This window comes from Paenilisteria rustica (assembly GCF_013820765.1).
Taxonomy (GTDB): domain Bacteria; phylum Bacillota; class Bacilli; order Lactobacillales; family Listeriaceae; genus Listeria_A; species Listeria_A rustica.
Map to the genome: position 1 here is coordinate 194,069 of NZ_JABJVM010000004.1, position 26,160 is coordinate 220,228.

Sequence of the window (26,160 nt, forward strand, 5' to 3'; positions counted from 1 at the left end):
TTCTTTTGTTAGTATACCATGTTGCATCCTATTTTGAAAATAAATGCCACACCAAATAGCACTCCTTCCAAACCGTTGAAACAGCGCTTCTTTTTTGCTTTCATTTTGATTAGATTAAGGTTGTGCTAAATCACTTCTATCATGCCAAAACCCATACCGCGCATCGAGCCGATACCGCCTTGGACAAAGTGATTCAATAAGTATGGCTGTCCAACGAGCTCGAATTTACCGAGCGAACAGGCCACGTGAAGATTATAACAAATAACGACAGTTTTCTTAATCGCAACTTTGCGAAACTCTAATGCGTCGATGTCTGATTTGACATATTCCCCGAATTTATCTCGTAGTTGAAAATACAAATTCCGCTTTAAAATGGCTTCAAAATCCTCTTCTTCCCACCAATAAAACCAGTCTTTCTTCGTTTCCTTGTTATGATCACGACATACGATTGGCGACAACGTTTTAAACGCCATACGCTCCGAGACGATTTGTTCTTCCTGTACAATCTGGATATTTTTCACTTTGATTTGGTTCATCTGCGAAAATGGAAGCAATTTATCTTTCACATTCACTAATGCATTATAATAATTAATACCAAGTTCGGCATCGGCCGTCGCAAAATTAATCACGATTTTTTTCTGTTCTAACTCAATGATTTCCCCATTAAACTTTGGTTTTGGAAGGTATACAGAGAACGTGAAATTTTTTTGTTTATTCCCACTGTACATTTCTTTGTATTTTGCCTCGTTCGATTTTGAGAGCCCTGCCTTCATCACGCTGACAACTTTGCGCCGGTAGTCTGCGGGAATCTTATTGGAACTAAGCTCGCAACTTATTTTTAGTCTCATCCCAATCCTCCTCTTGATTGTTTCCACCCGATACTAATATATCACTTTTTGCCATATACATCCAATGAAAACATTCCCTTTCTTTATCAAAGTTTCTTTAGTACAATAAAAACAGATGCTGTTTAAACAAATCAGCCAAATCGGAGGGAAAGACATGGGTAAAGCAGTGTATCATGATATCTATTTAGAATTGAAAAAAGAAATTGATGAGGATCACTACGCGTTCAAAGAAATGTTACCTACAGAACATGTTCTTGTCGAACGCTTTCATTGTAGTCGCAACACAGTTCGACGCGCGATTTCAGAACTTGTCAAAGATGGCTACGTCCAAAGTGTGCGCGGTAAAGGCGTCATGGTTATTCACCAACACGAGTCAATCGAGTTCATGTTTGGCGGTGTGGAAAGCATGAAAGAATCCCTTACTCGTAACCACAAAACTTTTCAGACAAAAGTCGTTCATTTTGAGGAATTAACGGTAGATGCGGTCTTATCGGAGAAAACAAGGCTGCCCATCGGAACCGACGTTTACTATATTAAGCGCCTGCGTTTGGTGGAGGACGAAGCGCTCATTCTTGATGTGAATTATTTTGACCGCGAAGTCGTACGTGATTTGACACCAGAAAAAGCCGCGCAGTCCATCTATGAATATATTGAAGAAGAGCTCCGCGTAAAGATCGTGACTTCCAAACGCTACATTGTCGTGGAAAAAGCGCTCACCGATGACAAAGAATATCTCGATTTAGCCGGCTATGATTGTTTAGCGGTCGTTAAAAACTACGCATACGACGCGGATGGAACGATGTTCGAATACACCGAATCACGCCATCGCCCCGACCGCTTCGTCTTCTTTGATTCTGCGCAACGTCTAAAATAAGCAGTTTTCCATGATTATCCGCCCAGCTCCACCGTAACTCCACTTTTGTACGCTATAATGAGGTGAGTCGTGTTTTCAAGGAGGTTTACATGAAGAAAATATTAGTTGTAGAAGACGATCCGAATATTCTAGAAGTCACCCGTGCATTCCTGATGGCAGAGGGATACGAGGTCCTTACATCAGAAAATGGGATGGAGGCTTTCGGAATTTTCGAATCGCAGACGTTTGACCTGATTATCATGGATATTATGATGCCAAAAATGGACGGCTACACGCTTTGTGAGCTCATTCGGACAAAATCGGACACCCCTATTTTAATGCTCACCGCGCTTGGCGAAGAAGATTCTGAGCTGAGAGGTTTCGAACTGGGTGCCGATGATTACATTCAAAAACCGTTTTCCTATAAAGTATTGCTAAAACGCGTGGGAGCCTTACTTCGCCGTACTTCTTTTAATCAAGCGGATGAAGATACACCTATTTTGAAGCTGGCTGAAATCGAGTTAAATACGGAGACATTCCAAGTCACATCCCATGATCAACTTATTGAATTAACCCGCAAAGAGTTCGATATTTTGCGATTGCTCATGAAAAATCCAGGCCGTGTCTTCACCCGCGAAATGTTGTTGGAACAGGCTTGGGATTACGAATACATTGTCGACACGAAAATCATCAACACCCACATCAAGAATCTGCGCAAAAAGCTCACCACCGACAAAATCCAAACAGTGAGGGGTGCTGGCTATAAAATGGATCACTAAAATTCGCGCGAAAATCAGTGCGAAAATTTTTTTCATCACATTGGCGCTCTTACTCGTATTTACTGCTTTGATTTACGCGATGTTGCTTTTATTCCTGCCAAATTTCTACCTTGACTATAAAAAACAGAAATTAGAAAATGGCGCGGATCTGGTCGTGTCGATATCTAAAACTGGCTCATTAGAAGATGTCGAATCCGCAATCGATGACTTTGCGTCCACTAATAACATGTCGCCGTTCTTATTAAATAATATGAATCAAATTATTTATATTCCTTTTACCGAAATCAGCACGACGGGGAGGGCGACAACTGCCATTACCACGGATATTCCTGTCGCTACTTATTCAGCTACGGGCGATACGAGTGTTGAGAAAAATTTGACTATCGATGGTGCGCCTTACACTTTACGCTATTTTATTAATATTCAGCCATTAACGGATATTTCTTCTGTTTTAATGCTTTTTGCCCCCTACTTCTTGGTTTTCGTGCTGATTCTTAGTTTTATATCAGCTTACTTTTTCTCAAAAAGGACGGTGAAGCCGCTCTTGCACATGAATGATGTAGCAAATAAAATGGCGCGACTTGATTTTTCTGAAAATTTACCGGTCAATTCAACAGATGAAATCGGCCAATTATCGCATCACCTCAATGACATGGCGCATGAGTTAGAAGGAACGCTGATTGATTTACAACGGGTCAACGTTCAACTCGAGGCTGAAATTGCGAAAGAACGCGCACAGGAGGAGACTCGAAAGCAGTTTATTACCGCTGTATCGCATGAACTGAAATCGCCCATTGCGTCCGTGATGGGACAACTTGAAGCAATGATTCACCGCGTTGGTCCATACAGCGATCGCGACACATACCTAAAACTTTCCTATGAAACAATGGAACAAATGTCCGCGCTCGTGCAAGACATGTTGGAAATATCGCGCGTGGATAGTGCTGATTTTGAAACGAGTAAAACAACGTTCAACCTCTCCACTTTTATCACCGATTGCATCCAGCAAGAACAGTGGCATCCTGAAGCCGCGAATCGTCGCCTTAGTACGCAAATCGCGCCAGATATACACATTCATGCCAACCAAAAACTCGTCGAAAAAGCGATAGCGAACGTCATTCACAACGCCTTTCAATACTCCCACAATGATGATACAGTTGCCATTACGCTAAACACGACAACAGACGGCTGGCTTTTTTCTATCTATAATGACGCACCAAAAATTCCTGACGAAGAACTTGCAAAACTTTTCGATGCTTTCTATCGCCTCGAGAAATCCGGCAATAAAACAACAGGAGGAAGTGGCATTGGTCTATTCATCACTGCAACATTCCTTGAAAAGTCAAAACTCGCCTATAAGATAGAAAATCAAGATCAAGGCGTCAAATTCCGTATTTGGGAAGCCAAATCCACTAAATCTACACATTAGGTCCACCATATCTCCATTTTCTTTCGGTAAAGTTAGTCTTATCAAAGAAATTGGAGGTTTTTTTATATGGATTTTATCAGAAGAGCATGCATCAGCATTTGGGCAAAGAAAGGGAAGTCGCTTCTTATGCTCATCCTACTATTTGTACTATGTAGCCTTGTATTCGCAGGTTTCGCGATTCAATCAGCTACCGAAAAAAGCGCAGACATCGCCCGCAAGAAACTTGGTGGTGACGTCACGCTAAACCTAAACATGGACAAGCTAATGAAAGATATGGAGTCTGGAAAACAACCCGGCGAAATACCCCCACTTAAACTCGAGAGCATTGAAAAAGTAAAAGACTTAGAACAAGTCGCCAGTTATCAATATCTCGTGGATGCCTCCGCTGCCAAAATCGACAAAGGCCCCGTCAAATCCGAGAAAAAAGATGACGCGGGTAGTGGCGGACATGGAATGACAGTAGCCGGTGGCGCAGATGGCCAAGCCAAAATGCCCGACTTCATGTTAAGCGGCACGAATAACACAGACGGCCTCTCCACTTTTAAAAATGGCAAAGAAAAAATCGTCTCTGGAAAAGGAATTACGAACAAAGATGAAGGCAATCTCGCTGTTATCGAAAAACGCTTTGCTGATCAGAATAAACTCAAAGTCGGCGATACATTCAAGCTAAAAGAAATGGCGACCGACAAGCCAATCGAATTTACCGTTCAAGGCATTTATACGAGCAATCAAGCTACCGGTTCCCAACAGTTTCCTGTAGATTTCATGGAACCCGCAAACAAAATATATATGCCAGTCGATGCCGCTATGCCATTTTCACATAACGGTTCCCTGACCTCTGCCACTTACACCATGACCGATCCACAGCTCATCAATGCCTTCAAAAAAGCAGCTTCTAAGGTAAGCGAGGTCGACAAAGACTTCTACAAATGGGATGCCAATGATGAGGCCTATAAAAAAATGATGACACCTATCCAGAATGTCGCTTCCTTCGCGAATATTATCGTTGTCATCACGGCGCTTGCAGGCGGACTTATTTTAGCCCTACTCGTTCTACTGTCCATTCGCGAACGACGCTTTGAAATGGGGGTCCTGCTATCCCTCGGCGAAAATAAAGCCAAACTTATCGGGCAATTCCTTGTCGAAGTTATCATTATCGGCATGATCGCCTTCTCCGTCGCCTGCTTCACGAGCCAACCAATCGGCCAAGCGGTGACGAACCAAATGCTCGCAAAAGAAGTCCAACAAGCCAAAGATGATGAAGCAAACGAACCACAATCAGGCGGAATGATCACATCATTCGGTGGTGCAGATGAAGCCAATAAACCAAAAGGAGAAGCCATCGATTCTGTTAACGTCGAAATCTCAAGACAAGATATGGTCGAAGTTGGTGGTATCGGCATGCTCGTTATTATCATCGCAACCTTACTCCCATGCCTATTCATCATCAGACTACAACCAAAAATGATCTTATCAAAAAACGATTAAAGGACAGGTGAACCACTATGGAAAACATTCTTAGTTTAAATAATATCTCATACAAATACCAATCTGGCGGCAAAAGCCAAACCATTTTACTAGACACATCCTACTCCTTTGATGCTGGAAAATTCTATACCATTCTAGGTCCCTCAGGCTCAGGAAAAACAACGATACTCTCCATCGCATCTGGTCTCGACATCCCAAGCGCCGGACAAGTTTTATTCCAAAAACAAAGCATCAACAAATCACTCAGCTTGCAAAAGTACCGCAAAAACCATTGTGCCATCATTTTTCAAGCGTACAATCTCATTCCCTACATGACCGCGCTGCAAAATGTCATCACAGCCATTGGTATCCAGCATCCTGGCATGAAAAATAAGCGTGCTCATGCCATCAAAGTCTTAACCGAAGTCGGACTCACCGAAGATCAAATCAAGCGCCCCGTCCTACAGCTCAGCGGTGGACAACAACAGCGCGTCACCATCGCCCGCGCCCTCTCAGGTAGCGCCCAAATCATCTTCGCCGACGAACCAACTGGAAATCTAGATGGCGAAACTGCAGAGAAAATCATCTACTTGTTCAAAGCGCTCGCACATCAAAAAGGCAAATGTATCGTCATGGTTACGCATGATAAATCGATTGCCAGACAATCTGATATCGCATTAACGCTGAAAGAAAAGCAATTAATTCAAACATCATAAGCCCGAAACCTCGCCTTGGCGGGGTTTCTTTAAATTTGTTTAAACAAATTTAAAGAAAAGGCTTGCATAAGTTGTTTAAACAACTTATAATAAATCTAATGAAATCGATTACATTCTATAGTTAGCTCAGAAAGAGGGGAATTTAAGATGGCAAAGGTTACAAAAAAGAATGTTGCAGCGATTATTGCGGCAATTGGTGGCGAAGATAATATCAATATGGCGACGCACTGTATCTCTCGTCTCCGTTTTCAGCTCAAAGACGAATCAATCGTGGATGAAGAAGCGCTAAAAGAAATCGATATTGTGCGCGGTAATTTCAGTTCCAACGGGCAGTATCAAGTCGTTATCGGCCAAGGAACCGTTGATAAAGCCTACGAAGAACTCGTTCGTCAGACAAATGTCAAAGAAGTCACAACCGCAGAATTGAAAGAAGAAAACGCAAAAAAATTGAATCCACTTCAAAAAATCGTGAAAATGCTTGCCGATGTTTTCATTCCAATTTTGCCAGCGATTGTTGCTAGTGGTCTTTTACTTGGTATTAATAATGTGCTCGTTGGTGTTGGAATTTTTGTCGAGGGTAAATCGCTTGTTGATATGTACCCGAACTTGGCTAGTATTGCTGGGATGATAAGTATGATTGCCGGGACTGCCTTTGCTTTCTTACCGGCGCTTGTTGGTTGGTCGGCGGTGAAATATTTCGGTGGAAACCCGCTGATGGGGATTGTGCTCGGTCTTGTGCTTGTTAACCCCGCGTTGATGAGTGCGTATGAGATCGGCGTGAAGGAACCGCACTACTGGAATTTCTTCGGGCTTGAAGTCGCGCAAATTGGCTATCAGGGTCAAGTATTGCCAGTTCTCGTGGCCGCTTGGGTATACGCTTCTATTGAAAAAGCGTTGCGTCGTGTGGTCGCCGATGCCTTTCAGTTGCTTGTTGTCGCTCCTGTGACGCTACTTGTGACGAGTGCCCTTTCACTGATTGCGATTGGTCCGATTACATTATGGATTTCCAACTGGATTACAGATGGGATTGTCAGTCTCTCTAACATTTCGCCGATGGTTACTGGGGTTCTATTCGGTGCCTGTTTCGCCCTACTCGTTATTACAGGGATGCATCACGCGTTCCTTGCCGTCAATTTGCAACTTATTTCAACGACCGGCAGAACGATGTTTTGGCCAATCCAAGCGCTTTCCGATACCGCACAAGGTTCGGCAGCTCTCGCCATGGCTTTCGTGACACAAGATAAAAAGAACCGTAGCATCGCGCTCACCTCTGCGCTTTCCGCCTATCTAGGTATTACAGAACCCGCCATGTTCGGGGTCAATTTACGCGCCAAGTACGCCTTCGTCTGTTCGATGATTGGCGCAGGGCTCGCAGGTGGATTCATCGCCTACAACGGCGTTATCTCCCAATCCATCGGTGTCAGCGGCTTATTCTCGATTCTATCGATTACACGAGCTGGTTGGGGCGCCTACGCAATTGGCATGCTGATCGCGATTGGCGTACCATTTGTACTTACATTTATTATCGGAATGGCAAGACGAAAACAAGGAAATGCAGGATTTTAGGAGGATTTTTACGATGAATAACGAATGGTGGCAAAAAGGAACGGTATACCAGATTTACCCGCGCAGTTTTAACGATACGAATGGTGATGGCATCGGGGATATCCGCGGTATTATTGAAAAATTAGATTACCTTGCAAAACTCGGCATCGATTTGCTCTGGTTAACGCCCATGTATGTCTCGCCACAACGCGATAACGGCTATGATATTGCGGATTATTTCGCGATTGATCCACAGTACGGAACGATGGCTGATTTTGAGGAACTTTTAGAAGAAGCACACCGTCGTGGGTTGAAAATTATGATGGATATGGTCGTCAATCACACGTCTTACCAGCATCGTTGGTTCCAGGAAGCGCTAAAAGGCAAAGATAATCCGTATCGTGATTACTATATTTGGAAAGATCCCGCGGCAGATGGCGGAGCTCCGAATAACTGGCTTTCGAAATTCAGTGGTTCGGCTTGGGAACTCGACGAAGCGTCTGGCCAGTATTACTTGCATCTTTATGAAGTTAGTATGCCTGATTTAAACTGGGAAAACCCAAAACTCCAAGAAGAAATCTATCAAATGATGGCTTGGTGGGGTGAAAAAGGCATCGACGGTTTCCGTTTAGACGTCATTAATAATATCTCGAAAAGCCCTGATTTCCCAAATGATTCGTTGGCAACCGCGCAGGAGGATGGCCGCAAATTCTATGTCGATGGGCCACATGTCCATGAGTATTTACATCAAATGAACCGTCGCATTTTTGATAAATATGATCTCGTGACGGTTGGCGAAATGTCCTCGACGACGCCAGAACAGTGCATCAAATATACGAATCCCAATCGTCAAGAACTTTCGATGGCCTTTAATTTCCATCATATGAAGGTGGACTATCCTGGCGGGAAAAAATGGGCTAGCGCAAAGTATCGTTTGACAGACTTGAAACGTGTCATGGCAGAATGGCAATTGAAAATCGCAGCAGGCGGTGGTTGGAACGCCCTATTCTGGACGAATCACGATCAACCGCGGGCGTTGGCGCGTTTTGCCGATGATCACGTGTACCGGGAACAGAGCGCGAAACTCTTAGCTATTATCCTGTTTGGCTTGCAAGGCACGACGTATATCTATCAAGGTGAGGAAATCGCGATGACCGATGCGAATTTCACAGATATTTCGCAGTATGATGACGCGGAGTCACGGAATGCGTACAAACAAATGCTGACAGATGGCGTCTCCGAAACCGATGCCTTACACATTTTGCGTGAAAAATCGCGTGAGAACGCACGGATTCCGATGCAGTGGAATGACGAGACACATCAGGGCTTCACAGACGGCACACCTTGGCTAGCGCCAATTCACGAAGATAACTGGACCGCGGAGAAAGCCCTCGCAAATCCTGACTCCATTTTTTACACGTATCAGCGTTTAATCGCCTTGCGTCGCGGTCATGCCATTTTTGCGAACGGTGATTTCACGTTACTAGATGCCGCTAGCGAAACCATTTACGACTACGAACGCCAATGGAACGGCGAAACGTTGCTCGTCGTCGGTAATTTTAGCGCGGAGGAACAAGTTTGGAATCTTCCAGAACGACATCACGATAAAAAATGCCAAATTCTCGAATCCAACTATCCACATGAAGCGATGACAAATAAGATTGTGTTGCAGCCATATGAAGCCTTGATGCTCCACATAAAAATCTAGAAAAACTGCTCGTTTATGATTTCACGAATTATATTAAAGACTACCAACTCACTTTGTTCCTTTGCATATTGAGGTTCTAATTCGCTTTGCTTCAAAGAACCACAACAAATAAACCTTTACATTCCACCTAACGCGTGGTAAGATTACTTCATGCGATGAGCCTACAAGCAGTGTGAAGATTCCACTGCCAACCTCTTAAACATCAATGCTTTGTGGAAGGCAGTTTAAGAGCGCTAGAAAAAACCAGATGAGTAATCATCTGGTTTTTTCATGTCTTCTTTTAAAGCAAACCACACAATCGCAGTCCTTTTTCAATCCCATCACTATTATTATCCGCCGTCACAAATTCCGCTTTTTCCTTAAGCGCCGGCACCGCATTCTCCATCGCAATCGCATGATCTACAGCGCAAAACATCTCCAAATCGTTCATGCCATCGCCAAACGCGTAGGTCGGAACATCCTCAAAACCCATCACTTCTAGCAACTTAGCAATACCCTCCGCTTTCGATCCACCCTTTGGCACCACATCATTACTAAACGGCGTATTCCTAACAAATTGGAAATAAGGAAAGCGTTCCGGGAAATAATCATCTCCCTTTTCCAATAATAACAGCAACATATAAATCGGTTCCTGCAAATAAAGCTCCGCATCCACATCCGGCGATTCCTCACCCAAATAACGATAGTGCTTCTCCATAACCTCATTTTGAGCCGTTCCACGAATTTTTGCCTCCGTATAAAAAGCCATTTCCACATTTTGCGACTGTGCACCTTGGTGAAGCGCCTTAATCTCCTCCACATCAATCGGATTCGTGTAAACCGCTTTCCCATCATACAAAACGTACTGCCCATTCATCGCAATCACAGACGTCATCTCCGTCACCGCGAGTACATGCTCAATCTCACATAACGTTCGCCCCGTCGCAATAATCGGCATAATATTTTTCGCCCGCAATGCCTCGAGCGCCCTCACCGAACTCTCCGCCACAACAGAATCACTCGTCAATAACGTCCCATCCAAATCAAAAAAACAAATCGCTGCTGGTTTCAACTCATCAAATCCCTTCTCCAAACAATGTATCCTCTCACAATACCATAAGTTTGATATTCATGCACAGATCCATTTTTTTCAATCAAAAAAAACCGATTCGCGTCCTATTTGGACACCAACCGGTTCTCACTTACAAATTACTATAATAGACATCGCCAATTTTTAGCATTGCGCTAATCGTATTGTACTTCTCGTCACCAATATGAATCTTATCTTCTTCCTCTTGATAATGAATTGGCATGGACAAGAGAGCTTCCTTATCCTGTTTAAAATAATGAGCATCCAAACCTAGTGTTTCCGTTATATTCACTATGTATTTATTGAATTTCGCATTACTTATGACCTTGCCATTCAAAATCGCTTCCGCCGTACTTTGAGAAAAATTAGTAGCCTTCGCAAAAGAGCGTTTCGTAAAGCCGTTCAATCTTATATATAAATTGACATTCTCTGCAATTCTTTTCTTTTCTAATCTATTCATTATTTTTTCCTCCCGTAGTGGGTTTGTCTATAATGCTAGTATGCCCGAAGAAAATGAGAATATGATTAAAACTAGATAGTATTATGATGACAATTTTGAAAGCGCTCTATTTCATTGCACCCCAAGCTTTTCTAAGTATCCCAAAACCGCTTCCATCCCGTCTTTTCCCTGCCGTACACATTCGGACAACTCGACACCGTCAAACGATGCACCACCAGCAAAAACACCCGGATAGGCTTTCCTGAATTCTTCAAAAATCGCTTCTTTTCGCTGCCCATGTCCCACCGTATATTGCGGTATACTATTCCGCCACCGCGTAACCATTGTATATTCCGGCGCCTGATTTAGCGTCATAATCCGGTTCAAATCACTCAAAACCGTCTCCTCAATCGCTTTATCCGCCAGCTCAACAATCGATTCCTCTTTCCTGCGACCAACAAACGCACGAAGCAAAATTTTATCATCAGGAACTGTATGCGGCCATTTCCGGTGAATCCAAGAACACGCCGTCATTGAAAAATCCTCATTTCGCGACACGACAAAACCGCTTCCCTTAATATCCTTTTTAATCGCATCTTTTGGAAAAATCATCCCGACCGTCGCCACACTTGCAGCCGGAATCTCACCAATTTCTTCAAAAATCGCATCATCTCGAAACATTGGCATAATCTCATGATACGGCAGCGCGATAAAAATACTATCTGCCTGAAGCTTCTCCTGATTTGTTACCGTCAACTCATAACCACGCGCCTGTTTCGAAATTTTATGCACACGTTTGCCTTTTTTAATAATTTTAGCAGAAAGCTCTTTTTCCAGCGCCTCAACAACTGTCGCCAAACCTTGACGCAGCGTCAAAAACGTCGATTCCGTACTCTGTTTCGCCGTCGTTTCATTATACATCGCGCGAATCCCTTTAATCAGACTCCCATGCTCCCGCTCCAATTTTAAAAATTTCTCACCGGTCGCCTCAGCACTCATCTCATCCAGGTCCCCCGCATAAATTCCCGACATCAGCGGCTCTAAAACATTGTCGACCATCTCGTCACCAACACGCGCACGCAAAAACGTCCCCAACGACATATCTGCGCCATCCACTTGCTGCTTTCCCAAAAATAAATCACCCATCACGCGCAGTTTTCCACTCGCAGATAGTAACCCAGTCTTGAAAAACGGACGGTATCGCGCTGGAATCCCCATAATTGAACCACGAGGAATCGCATGAAGCCCCTGTTTTGCGAGCACATAATTATCCCCCGTCGCGTTCTCCACCAACTCGTCCGCAAGTCCAAGATCCCGAACCAAATTCTGCATCTCCGGTTTCCGCCGCAAAAACGAATCAGGGCCACGCTCAATCACGTAGCCATCACGCCTCACCGTTTCAATCTTCCCCCCGACTCGCGTTCCAGCCTCCAACAAGACTAATTCATAATCTAAGCCTTGCTTTTCAAGCTCCCTTTTCAAGTAAAATGTACTGGATAATCCTGTAATACCTCCACCAATCACAACAATCTTTTTCTTAGCCACAGGAAACACGCACCTTTTTATTCAAATTTCTCTCTATTTACTCCAATTTTTCCAAACAACCGTCGCCAGTACATCTAGAAACTCTTTATCATCATTCGGCATCGGCGGGCGGTGATACGTCGCTCCAATTTCGTCCGTCACAACTTTACACTCATAATCATTATCGTACAGCACTTCCAAATGCTCCGCCACGAATCCAACCGGCGTATAAATGAAATGCTTATAACCATGCTCCTCAAACAACGCACGCGTCAAATCCTGCACATCAGGCCCAAGCCAAGGCGTTCCAGTCTTGCCCTCACTTTGCCATCCCAATGCGTAATGCGGCACATCCACTTGATCAAAAATAAGTTTCGCCGTCTCCGCCAATTGATCAGGATACGGATCGCCATGCTCTTTAATCTTCTCCGGTAAACTATGCGCCGAAACAACAAGCACCGTCTGATCCAGCTCCTCTTTCGGAATCGCCACATCATTAATCCGTTTCGCCCACATCTCAATAAATGTCGGCTCATCATACCAACTATCAATCGTCCGAATTGCCGGCCCACCAATTTCTTCCGTCTTCTTCAGCGCACGGCCATTATATTCCTTCACGCTAAAACTCGAATAATGCGGCGCCAAAATAATCGAAATTGCCTCTTCCACGCCATCATTTTTCATTTCCTGCACAGCATCCTCAATAAACGGCTCAATATGCTTCAAGCCAATATACGTTTTAAACTCAATATCCGATTGCATACCATTCAGCGTCTCCGCCAATCCAAAAGCTTGCGCCTGCGTAATTTTAGCGAGCGGTGAAAGCCCACCAATCGCATGGTAACGCGAACGAAGATCATCAATCAAATCCTGACTCGGCGTCCGACCATGCCGAATATCCGTGTAATAACGCTCAATATCCTCATCCTTATACGGCGTTCCATAAGCCATTACCAACAATCCAACTTTTTTACTCACTTGTCCCCACCCCTTAGTAAAATTTCACTTCGCGCGTGTACAAACGCCGTCAATTCCTTCAACATCGCAGGCGACACCTCTGGAAAAACACCATGTCCTAAATTAAAAATAAAACCCGGTTCCTGCGTTCCTTCTGCTAAAATAAGTTCCGCTTGCGTCAAACACTTCTCACGCGCCAAAAGTAGCGACGGATCCAAATTCCCCTGCAACGCCATGCCACCAGCCCGCGTTCTCGCATCCGCAATCGACATCCGCCAATCCACACCAACAACGTCAACGCCAAGGTCCTGCCATTCCGCCAGCAAATGCGTCGCGCCAACAGCTTGCATAATAACAGGCGTCGTCGGACTCGCTTTCTTCACGGTTGCCACGATTTGCATGATTGCCGGTTTAATATATGTACGGTAGTCCGCCGCACTAAGCGCTCCAACCCACGAATCGAAAATTTGGACAGCCTTAGCACCCGCTTTAATTTGCGCTAACAAATAATCCGCCGTCATGACCGCTAATTTTTGCATCAACATATGCCATTCCGCCTCGTGTGTATACATAAACGCCTTCGTTTGGTGATAGCTCTTCGATGGACCACCCTCAATCATGTAACTCGCAAGTGTAAACGGCGCACCAGCAAAGCCAATCAGCGGAACACTCAGTTGCTCCTCCGTCAATAAACGAATCGTATCCAGCACATACGGCACATGCTCGTCCGCTTGAAACAACGCCAACCGTTCGATATCCTTACCCGTTCGAATCGGATTCGCAATCACTGGCCCAATCCCACTCTTAATCTCCACATCCACACCCATTCCAGGCAGTGGCGTCATAATATCTTTATACAGAATTGCCGCATCGACACCATATTGCTCCACAGGAAGACGCGTCACATAAGCACATAGCTCCGGCTGATGCGTAATTTCAAATAATGAATACTTTTCCTTTAGTTTGCGATATTCTGGCTGTGAGCGCCCTGCTTGCCGCATATACCAAACCGGGATCCTGTCCACAGCTTCTTTTCTAGCGGCACGTAAAAATAAGTCATTCTCTAACTTCTTCATAACAAAACCCCTTCATTGTTCATTAAAGCACATAAGTTTCGAGCGCATTTTATAATTATTACAATCTACAGCATACCAAAAAATCGATTCAAAAACCAGATAAGTAGCTCCATAACGTTTTATTTTTGCAGAAAGAGGAATATAGTTGTACTATCTAGATATGGAATAATTTATCCCTATTTTTGCATAACATTTTAGAAAGAAGGCCATTATTATGAAATACGCGTATATCACAAGTGGAACCGAACATTATCTTCGTCAAATTCTTTCCGATAACCCGACCCGCAACATTACTCTATTACAAAATTTCGGCGACTCCATTTTGCTCGAAGAAACAACGGAATCAACTGTTTTCAGAGAAGGAGCAGCTTACCGGATCAACCACAGCTTTGGCGAAATAAAAGGCCACGGCACTGTAACATTCGAGTATTTATATTTACGTTCCGAAGAAATTCCTATCTTCCAAAAATTATACCAATCCGTCGCCCTAACACTCCATGAAGCACGCGGTTTACAATGCATGCAATTACTACAATCCAAAACAGAAAATAAGTATTTAATCATCACTTTCTGGAATAGCGGCGACGACTACCAACACTGGAAAACCGGTAGAGAGCACAATAAAATCATGGACCTCATTCGCAGCAATAGCTCCCAAAGCGGTTTCTCGCATGTAGATGTCTTCCACTTTCCCGAATACTTCCATGATGAGAAATAAAAATCATTTAAAAATACGTTGTTGAAGCAAGTTTTCAACAACGTATTTTTTTGTGACTCTAAAAGGTTGTCAGTCTCGCGCTACTCCACTAATCAAACAAGACGACGGTTTGAAAGGTCATTAGCATAAACGGGCTTCTCCAACTTTTCATGCATAAATCTTCTTCACCCGATACGGCACATATACAAACGTAAACACCGCAACAAACGCCAAGTTTATCCCCAATATAATCACGCCATCAATCGATCCATTTTGCGCAATCCCTACAATCCCAAACAACAACGCCTGAACAACGAGTAATATTCGCAAAAAGTGAATGAACGAACGACGTCTAAAATGATCGTCAATCGGATACAGTTTCAGCATTACTTGCCCATCAAAATGGCGTAACATCGGAATGAACTGGAACCCTGTCAAATAAATAAACAGCAACGAAAAGATAATATTGAGATAAAATCCTTGGACAAAGACGAGCAACAAGAACGCAATCACTGTTAAGCGTACATACAATCCCATAAATTCATTCGTTCTCACAAACGTACGGCTCCATAAATACGCAAAACTCTTCTCTTTCGCATATGGAATTGGCCGATACAAGAAATCCAAATACGCACGACGGCGCACCGTTCCTTTTAAATGTGGCACATCGGTAAATAAATTCGCCAGACGATAAAACCGATTCATCCGCGCTTCCTCTTTGTCAATCAAATACTCCCACTTGATCGTTAGACCTACCGTTTTACGCTTCATCCACACATAACTCGCAACTAGCACAACTAACGCGACCGGAATCGACCAAATCAAGTTGAAAGCCAGCACCAAATAAATCAGCGCCGCACTCATGATAATCCGCGTAAATAACCACGTCGTATCCGTATTTTCAAGCTTCATCGTCTCCCACTGGAAATACACATTCCACAGTTTGATCAAAAGCATCACAACCAATAACGGGAAAAATCGCGAAAAACTAAATCCAGTCACCGCAGCGTACATCGGCATACAAGCTGCTAAAACTAAAATAAAGATATAAATCTGCATCCAGAAACTAGCCATGTTCGCCTTTTTGAAATACTGATCCATCGCTTTTTCCTGCACGATTAAATAAACCGCATCCGGCCGTTTGAGCAACGTATTAATCGTTGTCACCGCAATCGCCGCCGTCAACAAAATCACCATCAAAGGAATAGCTGGAAAAACTGGCGTCAGCGTCTTTACCCAGCCAGAATACGAGTAAACGAACGCCCCGACACCGATAATCAGCACAAATAGCAAGTGGTCATTCAGCATATAGCGCATATATCGGCTGACTTCTTCCATATAACTACCAAAACGCTTCTTAAATAAATCTACCGCATCAAACTTCATCGGCCTGCTCTTCTTCCCTTGTTAATTGTACGTAAATCTCATCCAACGAGGCTCCTGGCATTTCAAAATCCGCCTGCAAATCAGCGAGTGTCCCCTGCGCGCGAATAATCCCGTCATGCAAAATAATGAAACTATCGCAATATTTCTCCGCCGTCGCCAATATATGCGTCGACATCAAAATACTTGCGCCCGTATCCTTCATCTCCTCAATCCACTGCAACAACGACTGAATGCCAAGCGGATCAAGCCCCACAAACGGCTCATCAATAATATACAAATTCGGCTCAATCAAAAACGCCGACATAATCATTACCTTCTGCTTCATTCCCTTTGAAAAATGCGCGGGAAACCAGTTCAGCTTTTTCTCCAACCGAAACTCTTTAAGTAGTGGCGCCATTCGCGACTTCATTTCCTCTTCCGTCAACCCATAAGCCATCGCCGTCAGCTCCAAATGCTCTTTAAGCGTTAATTCCTCATATAGCACCGGCGTTTCTGGAATATAGGCGAACTGCTTGCGATACTCCTCCGTATTTTCCGTCAGCGTATGACCATTAATCGTGATTGTACCTTTCTTCTGCTGCATCAAACCTGTAATATGTTTAATCGTTGTACTTTTACCAGCACCGTTCAAACCAATCAACCCGACGATTTGGCGCTCCTCAATCTCAAAGGAAATATCTTTTAAAACCGGGCGTTTCGTATAACCACCAGTTAAATTATGAACCTCCACTAAAGCCATGTTATCACTCCTATTATCCATCTTATTGTCCCTATAATAGCATAGTTGATACCGTTTTCGCTATAAATTCACTATTTTGATCTTGTTTTAGACATGCGTTTTGTGCGTTTTTATGGTACATTAGATACATAGAGAGTGAATTTATTCGGAGGTGTCTAATTCAATATGGATGATTGTATTTTCTGCAAAATAGTAAACGGCGAGATTCCTTCTGCTAAAGTTTACGAAGATGACCAAGTATACGCTTTTCTTGATTTAGGGCAAGTAACAGAAGGCCACACACTGGTCATTCCCAAACAACACGCGCGCAATATTTTTGATTTGCCGGAAGAAACGGCCGCAGAAATTTTCAGACGTGTTCCGAAAATCGCGGCGGGTCTCAAAAAAGCCTTACCATTAAAAGGACTCAACATTTTGAATAACAATGAAGAAATCGCGTCACAGAGCGTCTTTCATTATCATATCCATCTTATTCCCCGTTATACAAATAAAGACGATTTCGGCTTAAAATGGGCGGACAATGCCAACTGGTATTCAAAAGATGCCTTCCAAGAACTAGCCGACAAAATTGCCAAAGAAGTCTAAAGGAGTGTTAAATATGAATGCAAAATCCGTATTACTCGGCGTACTTATCGGTGGTATCACAAGCGCCGCAACAGCTATTATGTTAGCACCTAAATCAGGTCGCGAACTGCGCCAAGATATCGCCTCTAAATCAGGTGAAGCAAGCGTTATTTTGAAAGAACTAGCCTACAATGCGACGGACTTACTACAATCCGTTCAAGTTTTAGGCACAGAGGGCACGACTTTACTGAAAGATTTATCCACAGACATCAAAGAATCCGTTGCCAATTGGAACGAGGAAATGGAGCCCGAAAAAGCCCGCCTCAAAGACGAGATTAAAGATATGCAAAAAACGATCTCAGATTTAGAAAAAACACTAAAAAAAGACAAAAAAGAAAGTAATTAAATGAAAAGGCGCAAACCGTTCTCTCACAGGACATTTGCGCCTTTTCTCGTAGTAAAAAAAGCTACATTTGTCACAGTTTATTCACAGCCCATTATTTATTAATCGAAAAGGGGTTGAAAAAAAGCGCCGCAGGGACTACAATACTAAGGTGATCAGTGAGGCTAGATGGATTGGATAATGATTCTTACTGTGAGTCACATATTTTCTAAGTAGATGGAGGATTAGTTATCCATGCGTTGTTTAAAGACAATTAATGTGGAACGAAGAGATGAGTATAATCGCGTCTTTTTTAAATCCAGCTTAATTTCACTTCTCGTGATGTGCATCCTATTTTTAATTGAAAATCTGGTTTTTCCTGGCCAATTTGTGATGGTTTTTGAATTGCCGACATTTATTGCCTTACTTCTATTGTATCCGGTTCATAAAGGGCTCCATTTACTCGCCTTATTGCGTTATCGCGATGGCGTACAGATGCGCTTTAAACGACACTTTTATATCGTGCCGTGTTTACAAGTGAAAGTAAAGCGCGTTATTCCGAAATGGCGATACATTGCATCACTTGCCTTACCATTTGTCGTTATCTCGGCGCTAATAATCATCGTCATGATTGCGACACCTGTACTTCACTCGCCACTCTTTCTTATTTTGATTGCGATTCATGCAGGTATGTGCTATCCAGATTTCATTCATATTAGAAACATTATCGGAACACCAAAACATACTTTTGTTGAAGATGCTGATCGTGGCTTTTCGGTGCTTGTTTCAGAAGAGTAAGGAGGTATACAGTGTTACTTTACGTTTTATACGCCGTTTTTGGAGTCGTCGCTTTACTGGCTTTCAATTTGTTAGTCGAGCGCTACGCAACAAAGCAAGATTTCAACCCAAAACAATGTCAATTATTTTATCGAATTGTGAATATTGCAGTCCTGTTACTTCTGTTCTCAGCGACCCTAGAAGGGATCATGTTATCTTAAGGAAACGCCATGTGAGAGACGCAACAGATAAGATTAGAAATAGATTAGATTTTTGACATTTTACTTTATTACCACCCATTATGTGGTATGATGAGTATGTAGTTAAGCAGAACTTATTTAAAACTTTGAGGAGCGTGTATTATTTAATGAAGAAGAAATTAGTATTAGGTATGGTATCAATGATGGGTCTATTCAGCTTAGCAGCTTGCGGAAATTCAGCAAACGATGCTGTTGTTGAAACCAAAGCCGGAGACGTAACACAACAAGAACTTTACGATGCAATGAAAGCTAAAGTCGGCGATCAATATGTATCGCAAATAGCAATGACGAAAATTCTTGAAGATAAATACAAAGTAACAGACAAAGAAATCGATGCAGCATACAAGACTTTCGAAGATCAATATGGTGACCAACTTGCGAGCATGTTACAACAAAGTGGTTACACAGAGAAATCATTCAAGTCTGATTACCTGAAATTCGATCTATTAAGCACAAAAGCAGCAGAAGCTTCTGTTGATACTAGCGATAAAGCACTAGAAGCATATTACAAAACATGGCAACCAAACATCACAGTAGAACACATCTTAGTTGCTGACAAAGCGAAAGCAGATGACCTTCACAAGAAAGTAACATCTGGCGGTAACTTTGAAGAATTAGCAAAAGCTAACTCTACAGATACAGGTTCTGCTACACAAGGCGGTAAATTAGCTCCATTCGGTCCTGGTAAAATGTTACCTGAATTCGAAAAAGCAGCTTACGCATTGAAAAACAAAGGTGACATCAGCCCAGTTATTAAAACAGACGCTGGTTACCACATCATCAAAATGCTAGACCACCCAGCAAAAACTACTTTCGAGAAAGACAAAGCACAAGTGAAGAAAGACTACTTGGCAACGAAAGTAACAGCTGAATCAAAAACTGCAGCACTAGAAAAACTTTACAAAAAAGCTGACGTTAAGATTGATGATAAAGACTTGAAAGACGCATTCACGCAATATGATGGATCTGCTTCAAAAGCAGCTGACGAGTCAACTACTACTAAATAATAAGTAAATAAAGAGCCTAGAATCTGTGGATTCTAGGCTCTTTATTTGCTTATTTTTGAAGGATTGCAAAATAGTTGTTTTCAGGATCAGCGAAGTTGAAGACGCGACCCATGCCTGGTACATCTACAAGTGCACCAACTGTGACTCCTTTTGCTTTAAAATCTTCGTACATAGCATCTAGATTATCACCAAAAAGTAAGATAGACGGCGTACCCAAGTTCATTTCTGGTTGTGCTTTAGCTACTGCTACCTTGTCTTGCAGGACGAATGTCGTTACGGCGTCATTGTTTGGTGCGATTTCAATCCAACGTTCCGGTGCCCCAGCTGCGTTTTCAGATTTAATTACGAAACCTACTTTTTCTGTCCAGAATTTCGCTACTGCCTCTTGGTCGTTGACGTAAATCATTACTTGCCCGATTTTGTTAATCATGTGTTATTCCTCTTTTCTTTTCTTTTGTTTTTGATTGCTTGTTTGAGCGCATATTACGAATCTCGGAAAATATATCTCCATCTCAAGTGAATGAATAAAAGCTATCTTCCCGTCCTCCGCCTCTCGCACTCATATGGAGACACTATGCTGCTTTTTAGAATCTCCATATGAATGCGAGAAATGTGAGCATGTAACCCATCACCTGCGCCTCCGATCTAGCTTCAACGGCCAACTCCTCGAAAACTTCACGCCCTCCACAAAAAGCAAGAGCGGCTTTTTCTTGCGCCCGCTCCAGTTTTTTTCGGAGCTGAACGGGCCGTTTCAGCTTTTCATTTAAAATTCGGATTATAAAACGACCTATTATCCAATCCAAACACCCGCTCTGAAAATTCACCTGGTTTCGTATGGCGTAATGCCTTATCCATCATATTCATCGACGCGTCCATCAAATCAATCTGATGCAAAATCTCGGCTTCTCTCACAAGTGGTGGTTTAGGACTTCCCCACTCGCCTTTTCCATGATGACTCAAAAGAACGTGCTTCAATATCACAACTTCCTCGCCTTCAATTCCTAACTCATCCGCCATCTTGCTCACTTCTTCTACCACAATCGAAATATGACCAATCAAATTTCCTTCCAGTGTATATGTAGTAGAAATCGGCCCTGAAAGCTCAATCACTTTCCCCAGATCATGCAAAATCACACCAGCATACAATAAATCACGATTCACCGTCGGATACAAATCCGCAATCGATTTCGCCAAGCGTAACATCGATACCACGTGAAAACTAAGTCCCGAAACAAATTCATGGTGATGCCTTACAGCCGCCGGATAATCAAAGAAATCATCCTGATACTTCTTCAAAAGCGCGCGCGTAATCCGCTGTAAATTCGGATTTTGCATCTCAAAAATATACTTCGTTACTTCTTCACTCATCTCCGCCTTGTCAATTGGTGCCGTCTCCATAAACTGCCCAATACTAACACCATCAAGCCCCGATGACTGGCGAATTTGACGAATTTTCAACTGCTTTCTACCACGATAATTCTGCACTTCACCGACAATATTCACAATATTTTGGCTCGCATAATTCTCCTCATCACTGTCCGAGATATCCCACAGTTTCGCTTCCAATTCCCCCGATTTATCCTGTAAAACTAACGATAAAAAAGGCTTACCATTGCTCGCGATTCCCTTCGTACTCGATTTTATTAATAGAAACAAATCAAGTCCTTCTCCAACTTCATAATCCAATAATTTCTTATCCATCTTCAGATCGCCTACTTTCTCCGATTCCATTTTCGCCTCTACTTTACCCCTTTAGTATAGCATGTGTTGCTCTTCCTTGGAAAAATATTTGCTAAGCGGCTTGTGACACGTAAAAAATATCACCTGATTTTCCCGCCGTATCTCCTGCAATAATACCATAATTTCTTCCAAACGTTCCTCATCAAAATTCACAAAACTATCATCAATAATAATCGGCAATCGCAGTTCCCCATGTAACATCTGAATCACCGCAAAACGAATCGCCAAATAAAGCTGTTCCTTCGTCGCCTGGCTCAACTCCTCTGGGAAGAAACGCATCCCATCATACCGCTCCACCTGCAACCTATTCTCCGTGAACCGAACCAATTTATAGTTCCCCATCGAAAGCACATCAAAGAAATGCGTCGCACGCGTCAACACTTTCGGCAACTTCTCCTCCTGCAATTTACGCATAATCTGACCAACCATTTCTTTGGCCAACTTCACACGCATCCATTCCTCCGCCAAATCCCGAAAAGACTCCTGCTCCGAATAAAAATACTGCATTCGATCCGAGAAACTTTGCCCGTCCTCAAGCGTCTCACGCGCCAATTCCTTCTCCGCAATCACCTTACGATAACGATCCAAATCCGTATCCAGCACCCGTAACCGGTCCTTACGCTCCAACACCTGAGCACTAATCTCACTCTCCTGCTGTATTCCCGAAAAGCTCTCCAAATGCGAATCCGTAATCTGCGCCCGAAGCAACACGGCCCGTTCCTGCCATTTCCACTGCTGCTCCACCTGCAACCCCTTCTGCCGGAAAAATTCCTCATTCTTCACATTCGCTGCTTTCAACAATTCCGACTTATCAAGCGCTATCGAAGCCTTTTCCCGCTCCAAAATAGCAACCTGATTCCGTAACTGTTCCTCTTTCTCCTGCGACTTCGCAATCTCGGCTACAAACGATTTCCGAGCCTTCCGCTTCGTTTTCAGAAACATCACTTGTTCATCCACAGGCAACGATTCCAGATTCAATTGCTGCACCAATTCCTCTAGTTTTGACTCCCATTCCACCACTTTCCCGCGGAGTACCTGCACATCTTTCGCAGCCTTTCCCTTGTTCTCAATCCCTTGCTTAACCTCCCGCCACACAAACAAAATGCTCTCCAACCGCTTCCCAGAAAAATCACTAGGTAAGAAAAACAGCTCCCGATACGCCTGCCATTTAGCATCCAAATCCGCATCCACAACCCGCAATTCTCTCAAACGTCGCTCATTCTGCTCCACCTGTAGCGCCAAGTTATCCATCCCATCATAACATTTCTTAAGTGCCGCTCTCGCCTGCTTCTGCCCCATAAAAGCACCATATTCCGCTGGATCATAAGACGCTTTCCCATCTTGCTTCCGTATAAATCCAAGCCAAGAAAATACCATCCCAACAAAAAATAGCACCGCGACACCATATAAAATGACCCACTGCAACACACCCGCCAAAATCAAGCTCAGCAAAAACAACAAAGCAAAGCCAATCACTGGGACAGGTAACACCGTTCGCTTCCTCGTTTCGCGCCGTTCCAACTGTTGCTGAACCTGTTGAAATTTCGCCGAAGACCACAAATCCTGCTCCAAATCCTCACATTGCTTCTGAAGTTGCTCCAACTCATGTTGTTTCCATACCTGCTGCTGTTCTAATTCCGCAATCTGCACCCGATTCTGCTCGGACTCCTGCTGTAAACCAGCCAAATTATGCTCCACCGAAACATCCAAGCGCATCGCCAAAATATCCTCGTCCTCCGGAATCACCTTCACCGCATCCAACGAAGTAAATTGTTGCGCCTCCTTCTGATCCAAATAACGAATATCCTGCTCTAACTCGCCAGCACGCCTCTTCCATTCCTGAAAAAGCGGCCACGTCTCAAGCAAGCCATCCACTTTCTCCGCATCCGACTCACTCCACAAATCATTCGTCCGCTGCTGCTCCACAAGTTGCACCAATCGCTCCTGCCACTGAATAAGCTGCGCGTTCAACTCCTTCTCCCGCGCCTCCAAATGCTCCAATCGCACTATCCCATTCGCTGGAAAATCCAGATCGCCCAACTGCTCCATCTGCTTCCACAAAAAACGCCATTCCTCATAAACCGGCCAAACTTTGAGCAACGCTTCCTCCTGCTCCATCTCCATCCGCAAACCTTGCCGCTCTGTATACGTCCGCGAAACACCAGCCTGCGCCTCTTCCAGTTCCTCCACAATACGCAAATACTGTTGATTATTCCGCTTTCCGTCCTGGTATGTCGCAAACGCCTGCTTCACCTTCAACAGCTGCTGATTCAACTTCGGATTTTTCCCACTCGGCTTAAAAAGCTCATCCAAGCGCTTCTGCAAACGCTCCTCCGCTCGAATCAACACATCCGAACCAATCGTACCCGTTGCTAATAAATACCGCTCAAAATCCACTTCCTTCAAATTCTGCACATTTTGCAATCCGTGAATATCAAACGAAAAAATAGACTGATAACGTGTTCGATCCATTCCACCAAGCATCTGCTCCAAATAAACCTCAGTGCCTGTCGAACCATCCTCAAAATAAACAGTCACATCACCAGTCGCTTTCCCACGCAACCGCTCCACAGTCACCCGGCCAAATATCGTATCTTCCAGCACCAATTTCCCGCCATATGCCCCTTTACTCTTCGGTTCCATTCGCGGTAAACTCTGCTGTTTCGTCGGAAAACCAAATAAAATACTATGAATAAAAGCCATAATTGTCGACTTTCCAGCTTCATTCGCTCCGAAAAACAATTGAAAATCCTGCAATCCCTCTATTTTCTTACCTTCCCATTTACCATATCCGACAATTTCCAATGCACTAATCTTCATTTGATGTCACCCTTCAACTGTTCCAACATATTTTCAAGTAAACTTGCCGACTCTTCCACAAGCCTTTCCCGATCCGTTTCCCCAAAATCCTCCAAAAACCGATTCGTCGCCCCATTCGCAAATAAACTCTCCGTAGCCTGATAGAAGGCACTCTCCTGCTTCAAATCCTCTTTCGCAAACTCCCATTCATCCAAAAGCCCAGATGTAGCTAACCAGTCCGTATCCAGCTTCGCAACCTCATAGCTCACCCGCATCACCCAAACAAAATTAGGCTCATCCATCCAAAGCTCCTGCAACATATCCAGCCATTCACCACTGTCCATTCGTTGCTTCACATCGCTACTAAGTGCAACTTCCGATCTTACAACCAACGATAATAAAACTGCCTTATCCGATCTCGTAGCCTCTTTCACTGCTTGCATCAACAACTGAAAAAGCCCTGAAAAATCAACTTCCGTCTGAATCTCCAATGTCTTCTCTTCCCAAATAATCGGCGCCGTGTCAACAAACGTCAACTCCGCTCCCGTTTCACGCAACGAAACAAGCGTCACACCTTTCTCACCAGTTTCCTTACGATGTCTCCCCTGAATATTTCCCGGGAAATAAACCATCGGATCCTCCAATAAAACCTGCCGTATATGAATATGACCTAACGCCCAATAATCCATCTGTTTCATATCATTCACTCGAAACGGCGCATACACATCCTGCACTGGATTTCCCGTCATTTCCGAACCATGTAATAACCCAATATGGAAATCAGCATCACCTTCACGCTTATATTTCGCATAAACTGCTTCACGAATATGCCGCTCCCCGTAACTAAATCCATACAAATTCACCTTATATCCCTGCGTACTAAGAAATGTATGACATTCCAATTCCGTATCAAAGACCGTCACATTATCAGGCAATTGTAAACGATCCTGATATTTTGCGACATAATCATGATTTCCATGTATCATATAAACCGGAATCCCACTCTGCTTCAGACGCCCCATTTCCCGGTAAAATCGAGCCTGCGCCTTAATACTCTGATCTTCCTCATCATATATATCTCCAGCGATAATCACAAAATCAACCTTCTCTTCCATCGCCACATCTACAGCCTTAGTAAACGACACAAACGTACTATCCTTTAACTGCCTAAAAACCGTATCTGGCAACTGCTTCAAGCCTAAAAATGGGCTATCCAAATGTAAATCCGCCATATGTACAAATCGTATCTCTTTCATAATAGCCCTCCTAAATTACGAATATACGTTCTATTATACCTTGAAACCCCTTATCACACAATGAATTCCCACTCAAAATTTGATAATTTTTCTAAAAAACCTCCCATTTATAAAGAAAACATGCTATTCTAAACATAATAACA

At 43.4% G+C, this 26,160-nt stretch carries 25 protein-coding genes; 13 read left to right on the forward strand and 12 right to left on the reverse strand.

Translation table 11 applies throughout. From position 1 onward, the window contains the following. Nucleotides 1-125 precede the first annotated feature (125 nt). Nucleotides 126-848, reverse strand: a complete 723-nt coding sequence (gene cas6, locus HPK16_RS05905) for a CRISPR-associated endoribonuclease Cas6 (protein ID WP_036092391.1) — start codon at nt 846-848, stop codon at nt 126-128. Nucleotides 849-1,002: 154 nt separating this feature from the next. Between cas6 and treR the strand changes: the two genes are divergently transcribed. From treR to HPK16_RS05940, 7 genes are all read left to right on the forward strand, one after another. Next, on the forward strand, nt 1,003-1,722 hold the full coding sequence (gene treR, locus HPK16_RS05910; RefSeq protein WP_181676074.1) for a trehalose operon repressor: 720 nt from the start codon (nt 1,003-1,005) through the stop codon (nt 1,720-1,722). Nucleotides 1,723-1,811: 89 nt separating this feature from the next. Further along, nucleotides 1,812-2,480, forward strand: coding sequence for a response regulator transcription factor (locus HPK16_RS05915; protein WP_181676075.1), 669 nt, complete (start codon nt 1,812-1,814; stop codon nt 2,478-2,480). Further along, nucleotides 2,455-3,909 (forward strand): ATP-binding protein, encoded by a 1,455-nt coding sequence (locus HPK16_RS05920; protein ID WP_181676076.1) that lies wholly within the window; start codon nt 2,455-2,457, stop codon nt 3,907-3,909. Before HPK16_RS05915 ends, HPK16_RS05920 begins: the two co-directional genes overlap by 26 nt. A 66-nt stretch (nt 3,910-3,975) precedes the next feature. Continuing rightward, nucleotides 3,976-5,397, forward strand: coding sequence for an ABC transporter permease (locus tag HPK16_RS05925; RefSeq protein WP_181676077.1), 1,422 nt, complete (start codon nt 3,976-3,978; stop codon nt 5,395-5,397). 17 nt (nt 5,398-5,414) lie between these two features. Beyond that, nucleotides 5,415-6,092 (forward strand): ABC transporter ATP-binding protein, encoded by a 678-nt coding sequence (locus HPK16_RS05930; protein WP_181676078.1) that lies wholly within the window; start codon nt 5,415-5,417, stop codon nt 6,090-6,092. A gap of 147 nt (nt 6,093-6,239) precedes the next feature. Beyond that, nucleotides 6,240-7,658 carry a PTS trehalose transporter subunit IIBC gene (treB, locus tag HPK16_RS05935; protein ID WP_181676079.1) on the forward strand — a complete coding sequence of 473 codons (1,419 nt, stop codon included), beginning with the start codon at nt 6,240-6,242 and terminating at the stop codon, nt 7,656-7,658. Nucleotides 7,659-7,671: 13 nt separating this feature from the next. Beyond that, on the forward strand, nt 7,672-9,345 hold the full coding sequence (locus HPK16_RS05940) for an alpha,alpha-phosphotrehalase (RefSeq protein ID WP_181676080.1): 1,674 nt from the start codon (nt 7,672-7,674) through the stop codon (nt 9,343-9,345). A gap of 280 nt (nt 9,346-9,625) precedes the next feature. Here the strand turns inward: HPK16_RS05940 and HPK16_RS05945 are convergent, their stop codons facing one another. From HPK16_RS05945 to hemE, 5 genes are all read right to left on the reverse strand, one after another. Beyond that, on the reverse strand, nt 9,626-10,396 hold the full coding sequence (locus tag HPK16_RS05945) for a Cof-type HAD-IIB family hydrolase (protein ID WP_181676132.1): 771 nt from the start codon (nt 10,394-10,396) through the stop codon (nt 9,626-9,628). Nucleotides 10,397-10,526: 130 nt separating this feature from the next. Continuing rightward, complete coding sequence (locus HPK16_RS05950) at nt 10,527-10,874, reverse strand: hypothetical protein (protein WP_181676081.1); 348 nt, start codon at nt 10,872-10,874, stop codon at nt 10,527-10,529. Between the two features lie 111 nt (nt 10,875-10,985). Beyond that, nucleotides 10,986-12,398, reverse strand: a complete 1,413-nt coding sequence (gene hemY / locus HPK16_RS05955; protein ID WP_181676082.1) for a protoporphyrinogen oxidase — start codon at nt 12,396-12,398, stop codon at nt 10,986-10,988. 33 nt (nt 12,399-12,431) lie between these two features. Further along, nucleotides 12,432-13,355 (reverse strand): ferrochelatase, encoded by a 924-nt coding sequence (gene hemH, locus HPK16_RS05960; RefSeq protein WP_181676083.1) that lies wholly within the window; start codon nt 13,353-13,355, stop codon nt 12,432-12,434. Continuing rightward, nucleotides 13,352-14,410, reverse strand: a complete 1,059-nt coding sequence (gene hemE, locus HPK16_RS05965) for a uroporphyrinogen decarboxylase (RefSeq protein ID WP_181676084.1) — start codon at nt 14,408-14,410, stop codon at nt 13,352-13,354. Before hemE ends, hemH begins: the two co-directional genes overlap by 4 nt. 214 nt (nt 14,411-14,624) lie before the next feature. On the opposite strand from hemE, the gene HPK16_RS05970 reads away from it, so the two are divergent. Continuing rightward, a complete protein-coding gene (locus tag HPK16_RS05970; RefSeq protein ID WP_181676085.1) occupies nt 14,625-15,128 on the forward strand; it encodes an antibiotic biosynthesis monooxygenase family protein in 504 nt (167 codons plus the stop codon). 147 nt (nt 15,129-15,275) lie between these two features. On the opposite strand, the gene HPK16_RS05975 is transcribed toward HPK16_RS05970, so the two are convergent. Both HPK16_RS05975 and HPK16_RS05980 read right to left on the reverse strand, forming a co-directional pair. Then, nucleotides 15,276-16,493: an ABC transporter permease gene (locus HPK16_RS05975; protein ID WP_181676086.1), complete on the reverse strand. Its 1,218-nt coding sequence runs from the start codon at nt 16,491-16,493 to the stop codon at nt 15,276-15,278. Next, on the reverse strand, nt 16,483-17,232 hold the full coding sequence (locus HPK16_RS05980; protein ID WP_181676087.1) for an ABC transporter ATP-binding protein: 750 nt from the start codon (nt 17,230-17,232) through the stop codon (nt 16,483-16,485). The genes HPK16_RS05975 and HPK16_RS05980 overlap by 11 nt, the downstream gene beginning before the upstream one ends. 165 nt (nt 17,233-17,397) lie before the next feature. On the opposite strand from HPK16_RS05980, the gene HPK16_RS05985 reads away from it, so the two are divergent. From HPK16_RS05985 to HPK16_RS06005, 5 genes are all read left to right on the forward strand, one after another. Continuing rightward, nucleotides 17,398-17,817 (forward strand): HIT family protein, encoded by a 420-nt coding sequence (locus tag HPK16_RS05985; protein ID WP_181676088.1) that lies wholly within the window; start codon nt 17,398-17,400, stop codon nt 17,815-17,817. A 13-nt stretch (nt 17,818-17,830) separates the two neighbouring features. After that, nucleotides 17,831-18,202, forward strand: a complete 372-nt coding sequence (locus tag HPK16_RS05990) for a YtxH domain-containing protein (RefSeq protein WP_181676089.1) — start codon at nt 17,831-17,833, stop codon at nt 18,200-18,202. A 231-nt stretch (nt 18,203-18,433) separates the two neighbouring features. Beyond that, nucleotides 18,434-18,976, forward strand: a complete 543-nt coding sequence (locus HPK16_RS05995) for a DUF3267 domain-containing protein (protein WP_181676090.1) — start codon at nt 18,434-18,436, stop codon at nt 18,974-18,976. Between the two features lie 11 nt (nt 18,977-18,987). After that, nucleotides 18,988-19,176: a hypothetical protein gene (locus HPK16_RS06000; RefSeq protein ID WP_181676091.1), complete on the forward strand. Its 189-nt coding sequence runs from the start codon at nt 18,988-18,990 to the stop codon at nt 19,174-19,176. A gap of 146 nt (nt 19,177-19,322) precedes the next feature. Then, entirely contained in the window at nt 19,323-20,222 is a 900-nt protein-coding gene (locus tag HPK16_RS06005) for a peptidylprolyl isomerase (RefSeq protein ID WP_181676092.1), read from the forward strand. Nucleotides 20,223-20,271: 49 nt separating this feature from the next. On the opposite strand, the gene HPK16_RS06010 is transcribed toward HPK16_RS06005, so the two are convergent. The 4 genes from HPK16_RS06010 to HPK16_RS06025 all read right to left on the reverse strand — a co-directional run bounded on the left by HPK16_RS06010 (nt 20,272) and on the right by HPK16_RS06025 (nt 26,017). Beyond that, nucleotides 20,272-20,652 (reverse strand): VOC family protein, encoded by a 381-nt coding sequence (locus HPK16_RS06010; RefSeq protein WP_181676093.1) that lies wholly within the window; start codon nt 20,650-20,652, stop codon nt 20,272-20,274. A gap of 329 nt (nt 20,653-20,981) precedes the next feature. After that, the gene (gene yhaM, locus HPK16_RS06015) at nt 20,982-21,923 is read right to left on the reverse strand and encodes a 3'-5' exoribonuclease YhaM (RefSeq protein WP_181676094.1); all 942 of its coding nucleotides are present in this window, start codon (nt 21,921-21,923) and stop codon (nt 20,982-20,984) included. Between the two features lie 51 nt (nt 21,924-21,974). After that, complete coding sequence (locus tag HPK16_RS06020; protein ID WP_181676095.1) at nt 21,975-24,782, reverse strand: ATP-binding protein; 2,808 nt, start codon at nt 24,780-24,782, stop codon at nt 21,975-21,977. Continuing rightward, the gene (locus tag HPK16_RS06025; RefSeq protein WP_181676096.1) at nt 24,779-26,017 is read right to left on the reverse strand and encodes a metallophosphoesterase family protein; all 1,239 of its coding nucleotides are present in this window, start codon (nt 26,015-26,017) and stop codon (nt 24,779-24,781) included. Before HPK16_RS06025 ends, HPK16_RS06020 begins: the two co-directional genes overlap by 4 nt. Nucleotides 26,018-26,160 lie beyond the last annotated feature (143 nt).

What these genes read in the sequence shown, in the direction of transcription:
- HPK16_RS06005 (WP_181676092.1), top strand. Translation starts at nt 19,323, where the DNA reads ATGAAGAAGAAATTAGTATTAGGTATGGTATCAATGATGGGTCTATTC.
- HPK16_RS05975 (WP_181676086.1), bottom strand. Translation starts at nt 16,493, where the DNA reads ATGAAGTTTGATGCGGTAGATTTATTTAAGAAGCGTTTTGGTAGTTAT.
- HPK16_RS05985 (WP_181676088.1), top strand. Translation starts at nt 17,398, where the DNA reads ATGGATGATTGTATTTTCTGCAAAATAGTAAACGGCGAGATTCCTTCT.
- HPK16_RS05990 (WP_181676089.1), top strand. Translation starts at nt 17,831, where the DNA reads ATGAATGCAAAATCCGTATTACTCGGCGTACTTATCGGTGGTATCACA.
- HPK16_RS05970 (WP_181676085.1), top strand. Translation starts at nt 14,625, where the DNA reads ATGAAATACGCGTATATCACAAGTGGAACCGAACATTATCTTCGTCAA.
- hemE (WP_181676084.1), bottom strand. Translation starts at nt 14,410, where the DNA reads ATGAAGAAGTTAGAGAATGACTTATTTTTACGTGCCGCTAGAAAAGAA.
- treB (WP_181676079.1), top strand. Translation starts at nt 6,240, where the DNA reads ATGGCAAAGGTTACAAAAAAGAATGTTGCAGCGATTATTGCGGCAATT.
- HPK16_RS05980 (WP_181676087.1), bottom strand. Translation starts at nt 17,232, where the DNA reads ATGGCTTTAGTGGAGGTTCATAATTTAACTGGTGGTTATACGAAACGC.
- HPK16_RS06010 (WP_181676093.1), bottom strand. Translation starts at nt 20,652, where the DNA reads ATGATTAACAAAATCGGGCAAGTAATGATTTACGTCAACGACCAAGAG.
- HPK16_RS05940 (WP_181676080.1), top strand. Translation starts at nt 7,672, where the DNA reads ATGAATAACGAATGGTGGCAAAAAGGAACGGTATACCAGATTTACCCG.
- HPK16_RS05915 (WP_181676075.1), top strand. Translation starts at nt 1,812, where the DNA reads ATGAAGAAAATATTAGTTGTAGAAGACGATCCGAATATTCTAGAAGTC.
- HPK16_RS06020 (WP_181676095.1), bottom strand. Translation starts at nt 24,782, where the DNA reads ATGAAGATTAGTGCATTGGAAATTGTCGGATATGGTAAATGGGAAGGT.
- treR (WP_181676074.1), top strand. Translation starts at nt 1,003, where the DNA reads ATGGGTAAAGCAGTGTATCATGATATCTATTTAGAATTGAAAAAAGAA.
- HPK16_RS06025 (WP_181676096.1), bottom strand. Translation starts at nt 26,017, where the DNA reads ATGAAAGAGATACGATTTGTACATATGGCGGATTTACATTTGGATAGC.
- HPK16_RS05950 (WP_181676081.1), bottom strand. Translation starts at nt 10,874, where the DNA reads ATGAATAGATTAGAAAAGAAAAGAATTGCAGAGAATGTCAATTTATAT.
- HPK16_RS05925 (WP_181676077.1), top strand. Translation starts at nt 3,976, where the DNA reads ATGGATTTTATCAGAAGAGCATGCATCAGCATTTGGGCAAAGAAAGGG.
- yhaM (WP_181676094.1), bottom strand. Translation starts at nt 21,923, where the DNA reads ATGGATAAGAAATTATTGGATTATGAAGTTGGAGAAGGACTTGATTTG.
- HPK16_RS05930 (WP_181676078.1), top strand. Translation starts at nt 5,415, where the DNA reads ATGGAAAACATTCTTAGTTTAAATAATATCTCATACAAATACCAATCT.
- cas6 (WP_036092391.1), bottom strand. Translation starts at nt 848, where the DNA reads ATGAGACTAAAAATAAGTTGCGAGCTTAGTTCCAATAAGATTCCCGCA.
- HPK16_RS05995 (WP_181676090.1), top strand. Translation starts at nt 18,434, where the DNA reads ATGCGTTGTTTAAAGACAATTAATGTGGAACGAAGAGATGAGTATAAT.